General features: G+C 62.9%; 5 protein-coding genes. 2 read left to right on the forward strand and 3 right to left on the reverse strand.

The features are described 5' to 3' along the window. Nucleotides 1-173: 173 nt before the first annotated feature. Together ACE04F_RS06640 and ACE04F_RS06645 are read right to left on the reverse strand one after the other, a co-directional pair. Nucleotides 174-1,127 carry a class I SAM-dependent methyltransferase gene (locus ACE04F_RS06640; RefSeq protein ID WP_486105521.1) on the reverse strand — a complete coding sequence of 318 codons (954 nt, stop codon included), beginning with the start codon at nucleotides 1,125-1,127 and terminating at the stop codon, nucleotides 174-176. 132 nt (nucleotides 1,128-1,259) lie between these two features. Beyond that, entirely contained in the window at nucleotides 1,260-1,943 is a 684-nt protein-coding gene (locus ACE04F_RS06645) for a murein L,D-transpeptidase catalytic domain family protein (protein ID WP_486105526.1), read from the reverse strand. 176 nt (nucleotides 1,944-2,119) lie between these two features. On the opposite strand from ACE04F_RS06645, the gene ACE04F_RS06650 reads away from it, so the two are divergent. Next, nucleotides 2,120-3,682, forward strand: coding sequence for a L,D-transpeptidase family protein (locus tag ACE04F_RS06650; RefSeq protein WP_486105522.1), 1,563 nt, complete (start codon nucleotides 2,120-2,122; stop codon nucleotides 3,680-3,682). Here ACE04F_RS06650 and ACE04F_RS06655 read toward each other — a convergent pair whose 3' ends face one another. Continuing rightward, nucleotides 3,683-4,315: an NAD(P)H-dependent oxidoreductase gene (locus ACE04F_RS06655; protein ID WP_486105523.1), complete on the reverse strand. Its 633-nt coding sequence runs from the start codon at nucleotides 4,313-4,315 to the stop codon at nucleotides 3,683-3,685. It lies immediately after the preceding gene. Between the two features lie 86 nt (nucleotides 4,316-4,401). Here ACE04F_RS06655 and ACE04F_RS06660 point away from each other — a divergent pair, with 86 nt between their 5' ends. Next, on the forward strand, nucleotides 4,402-5,031 hold the full coding sequence (locus tag ACE04F_RS06660; protein WP_486105524.1) for a TetR/AcrR family transcriptional regulator: 630 nt from the start codon (nucleotides 4,402-4,404) through the stop codon (nucleotides 5,029-5,031). Nucleotides 5,032-5,047: the final 16 nt, after the last annotated feature.

Here is a 5,047-nt window from a genome sequence, read left to right on the forward strand (position 1 = left end):
GGCGCGGGTCAGAGGGATGTGATTGCGACATGGTTCTTCAATCCTTGAACAGTCCGGGTTCGAGGTTGCCGCAGGTGCAACCGGACCGGTTCAAGCTGCAGACAACGTGAAACAGTCTAGTCGCGAGCAAGATCCATCAAATAGTGGAAATGTGTAATCCCGACACGCAGTTTTCAGTCGATGGCCGGGTCCTTACGCTTGAACACCATGGCCTTCAAGCCACAGGCGGGGTCTGTATCTGGAAATTCCGGAGGATTTGGCAGTCGCTCTTCGAATATCAGGCCGGACGCTTCACGCATGACGCCGTCGATGAGGAAATCCGGACCGGTCGCCGGATCGTTGCTGCAGGCCAGTACCACGCCATGGGCAGTCAGCAGCTCCGACAGGCGACGCAGCACACGCTGGTAATCCTTGGTCAAAAGGAAGCTGCCTTTCTGGAACGTGGGCGGGTCGATGATGACCAGGTCGTAGGGGCCGCTGTTGATCACCTTGCCCCACGACTTGAACAGGTCGTGGCCAAGGAAACTCACCTGGCCCAGGTCGTGGCCGTTCAACCGGTGGTTGTCGCGCCCACGACTCAAGGCCGCGCGGGACATGTCCAGGTTGACCACGTGTTGCGCGCCGCCGGCGATCGCCGCCACCGAGAAACCGCAGGTATAAGCGAACAGGTTCAGCACGCGCTTGCCACGGGCATGGGCGCGCACCCAGTCACGCCCGTAGCGCATGTCGAGGAACAGGCCGTTGTTCTGCTTCTTGCCGAGGTCGATCCGGTAGCGCAGGCCGCCTTCGGTCAGGGTCCACTCATCGATCGGCTCGCCCTCCAGCCACTCGGTAAGGCTATCGGGCAGGTATCGATGCTGCAGAGCCAGCGTATGGGCGGCGCTGCGCTGCCAGGCCGGCGAGGCGACAAGGTCGCGTAGCATCGCGAGCAGATCGTCCAGTTGCGCCGGCTCGGGTTCCTTGAACAGCGAGACCAGCACCACGCCTTGCAGCCAATCGACGGTGATCTGTTCCAGCCCCGCCCAGCAGCGTCCGCGCCCGTGGAACAGCCGACGGGTTTCGTCAGGCACCGACTCCAGCGCCGTCGATAAATGGCTCTGCAAGGTTTGGAGGGCTTCAGGATTCATCAGAAAAAACGCCAGCAATTCGAAAGGCCGGCATTTTAACCACGAACCCACCCGGCGCAATCGCTGGCCAGGAGATTTGCACGATACCCGTGGCGAGGGCGCTTGCTACCGCTCGGGCGCGCAGCGGCCGCTTTACTCGCCGCCGCGGGTCGATAGAATGCTCGCCACCTGCTGCGCCTGGCAATTGAGATAGGCCGAACGCTTGAGCCACGCCGGATCCGGGTACCAGGAAAACATGAATTGCCCGCCCTTGAGCTTGTCGATCACCTGGCGCGCCACTTGCGGGCGCACGGCCGGGCAGCCCTGGCTGCGGCCGATACGACCCTGGCGCACACTCCACAACGGATTCACATAGTCGGCGGCATGAATCACGATCGCGCGGTCGCGGGCCAGATCATTGAAGCCAGGCTCCAGGCCGTCCATGCGCAGCGAATAACCATGGGCGCCCTGATAGCTTTCCTGGGTGCGGAACAGTCCCAGGCTGGATTGGTAGCTGCCCAGGCGATTGGAAAATTGCGTGGCGAAGTTTTCCCCGGATTTCTGCCCGTGGGCAACCAGGTCGCGCAGGACCAATTTTTTCTGGCGCAGGTCGAAGATCCACAGCCGCCGTGCCGTGGAGGGCTGCGAATAGTCAATCACCGCCAGGTGACGGGCCGGGCGAGCGCCGTTGGCGACAGCGCATTGCATTGCGCCCAAGGCACTTTTAAGCGCTAGGGGATTGAGTTCCGGCGCCGCGTGGGCGAGGCTGTTGTAAAGCGGCTGGGAACCGGACTTTTGCGCCAGTGCCGGGCCGGATATGACGCCCAGGCCGGCCATGACCAGGCAGAGTCGGCGCAGCAGGCGCGAGACTGAGCGCGATACGGGCGAAAAAAGCTGACGCTGGCGTTCGTTTGCGGCATCCCGTCCGGTTTTGTTTGTCTGCATGATGGCGGGTCGTACCTGGCGCAAAAAATTCACCGTCAACGAGACGGCCATGGATTGGAGTAAAGCAGTTGTTCAAAAAGCCCGCATGTTACCTGAGCCTTTTATTGCTCGTTGCGCCATTGGTCGCGACAGCCGAGGAGGGCGACCCCGCGCACGCGCAATCGACCTTGGCACAACTGTCGGTCAACTGCCCGGAACTGGCCGCGGGCGTCGATTTTTCGACGGTGTTGAGCTTGCAGGCCTTGTACCAGCAAAACGCAGGCCAGGCCCTCTGGGCGGACGATGAGCGGTTGCAGGCCTTGCAAATCCAATTGCAACAACTGGCCGACGATGGCCTGGACCCGAACCGCTACCGCCTGCCCGGCGAAGGCGCCTATGCCAATGCAGCCTGTACCGACATCGCCATCAGCCAGCGCTACCTGCAAGCGCTGCATGAGCTGCGTTTCGGCTACCTGGCGCAGAACCGCCTGGAGCCGATCTGGAAGGCCAACCCCCAGTTGCCGGACCGTCAGGCCATGGTGCTGCACTTCGCCGTCGCCGGCCTGCGCGACCCCGCCGAGGCGTTTGCACAGGCGCGGCCGCCCTTGGACCTGTATCGCAACCTGCGCGAACTCTACGCCCGGCAACGCCAGCAACCGCTGGCTGACTGGCAGGCCGTGCCGACCGGCCCATTGTTGCAACCCGACAAACGTGACGCCCGCGTGCCCGCGCTGGCCCGGCGCCTGTTCAACGAAGGCTACCTGAGCGTGCCGCCGCTGGAGGCCGATGAACACTACAGCCCGAGCCTCGTGGAGGCGATGAAAAGCTTCCAGCTCCACCATTCACTGCAAGCCGATGGGGTGGTGGGGCCGTGGACGGTTACCGAGCTGAACGTCAGCCCGGCCATGCGCCGCGAGCAATTGCGGATCAATCTGGAGCGCATGCGCTGGCTGGCTCAGGACCTGGAGCCGGACAGCGTGCTGGTCAACGTCGCGGCGGCGCAGTTGACGGTCTACCAGGCAGGCGCCCCGGTATGGCAGACCCGTACCCAGGTTGGCCGCGCCGAACGCCAGACACCGCTGATCAAGTCGCGTATCACCCGACTGACGCTGAACCCGACTTGGACCATTCCGCCGACGATCATGCGCGAGGACAAACTGCCCGAAATCCGCCGCGACCCGGAGTTCCTCACCCGGCATAACCTCAAGGTGATCGATCGCGATGGCTTGCCCCTGGCGGTGGAAAATATCGACTGGGATCACCCTGGCAACCTGATGCTGCGCCAGGACGCCGGCGCGAAAAACCCCTTGGGTAAACTGGTCGTGCGCTTCCCCAACCCGTTTTCGGTATACCTGCACGACACCCCCAGCCAGGCACTTTTCAGCAAAGGCCCGCGGGCATTCAGCTCAGGCTGCGTACGCATCGAACAAGTCATGCATCTGCGCGACCTGCTGGTGACCCCGGCCGAACGCACGCGCACCGATACCTTGTTGGCAAGCGAGTTGACCCATGAATTCCGGCTGGCCAAGCCCATGCCGATCCTGCTTGGATACTGGACAGTGCAAGCGGACAGCCAGGGGCGGGCGGTGTATATCCCGGATATCTACCAGCGCGACGTGCCCCTGTCTGCCGCCGACCGTCGAGCCCTCTGATCATGCGCACTCGGCATCGGTTGCTGCTGGCGCGGGCTCCTCGATGGCCGAGAACACCCGCTGGCCCAGGGCTCGGGCCGTTTGCAGATGCACGTTTGGATCAAGGGTTTCCGAATCCAGCAAGCGTTCGGAGCTCACCACGCGGGCACCGCAGTAGCCGAAGATGCCGTGGTCGATCTGCGTGACCATCGCCTGGTCGTAGCCGTGGCGTTGAAAACTGTCGGCGTCGGCTCCACCGAGGGCGACCAGATGGACCCGCAAATGCTGCAGTTTCTGCACAAAGGACTCGTCGAGCTTGAAGTCGAACGCCCAGCCATTGGAGAACACCCGATCAATCCAGCCCTTGAGCAACGCCGGCATCGACCACCAGTAGATCGGGTAGACCAGCACCAGGGCGTCGGCCCGTTCGATCCTGGCCTGCTCGGCCAGCACGTCGGCGGGCGGCAAGGCCTCACGGTGATGAACGGCATGGTCGGCGAAGCCGAAGCGTGGATCGAAGCCTTCGGCGGCCAGGTCGGCGATTTCGAACGTAGCGCTGGGATTGGCCTGCAAGATGCCATCGCCGATGGCTTGGGCAAGTGCATGGGTCAGGGAGCGGGGGTCATGATGAGCAACCACGATAAGGGCATGCATGGCGGATCTCCTTCTGGTACTACACAGGGTCAAGCGAGTATGCTTGGTTAAGTTACGAACAGTAAGTTACGGTTGGTAAAGTTAGCATGTCAAGCACCGATGAAAATGCACCGCCCATTGCCGCGCCTCGTCGCCGACTGTCCCGCGCCGATCGGCAACGGCAGTTGCTGGATGTCGCCTGGCGCCTGGTTCGGGAGGATGGCAGCGAAGCGTTGACCCTGGCCCGACTGGCCGATCAGGCAGGCGTCACCAAGCCAATCGTCTATGACCATTTCATTACCAGGGGAGGGCTGCTGGCGGCGCTCTACCAGGATTTCGATGCGCGCCAGACCGCACTCATGGATGCTGCACTCGACGCCAGTGAGCCCACATTGCAGAGTCGCTCGCGGGTGATTGCCGAGGCGTTCGTCGAATGTGTCCTGCTTCAGGGGCGGGAGATTCCGGGCGTCAGCGCGGCGTTGAGCAGCTCGCCGGAACTGGAGCGCATCAAAAAGCAGTACGAAAAGATTTTCCTGGATAAATGCCGGTCGGTGCTGGAGCCGTTCGCCGGGACCGGGCACTTGTCCCAAGCGAGCCTGCGCGCGATGCTCGGGGCCGCTGAAGCGTTGTCCGATGCGGCGGCCAACGGCGAAATCAGCGCGGACGAGGCCAAGCAGGAGCTGTTCGTCAGCATCGTGGCGATGGTCAACCGGGCCGCAGGCATCGTCTCCAACTGATCGGGCGATTCGCGAG

It is taken from the genome of Pseudomonas sp. AGC41, assembly GCF_057334555.1.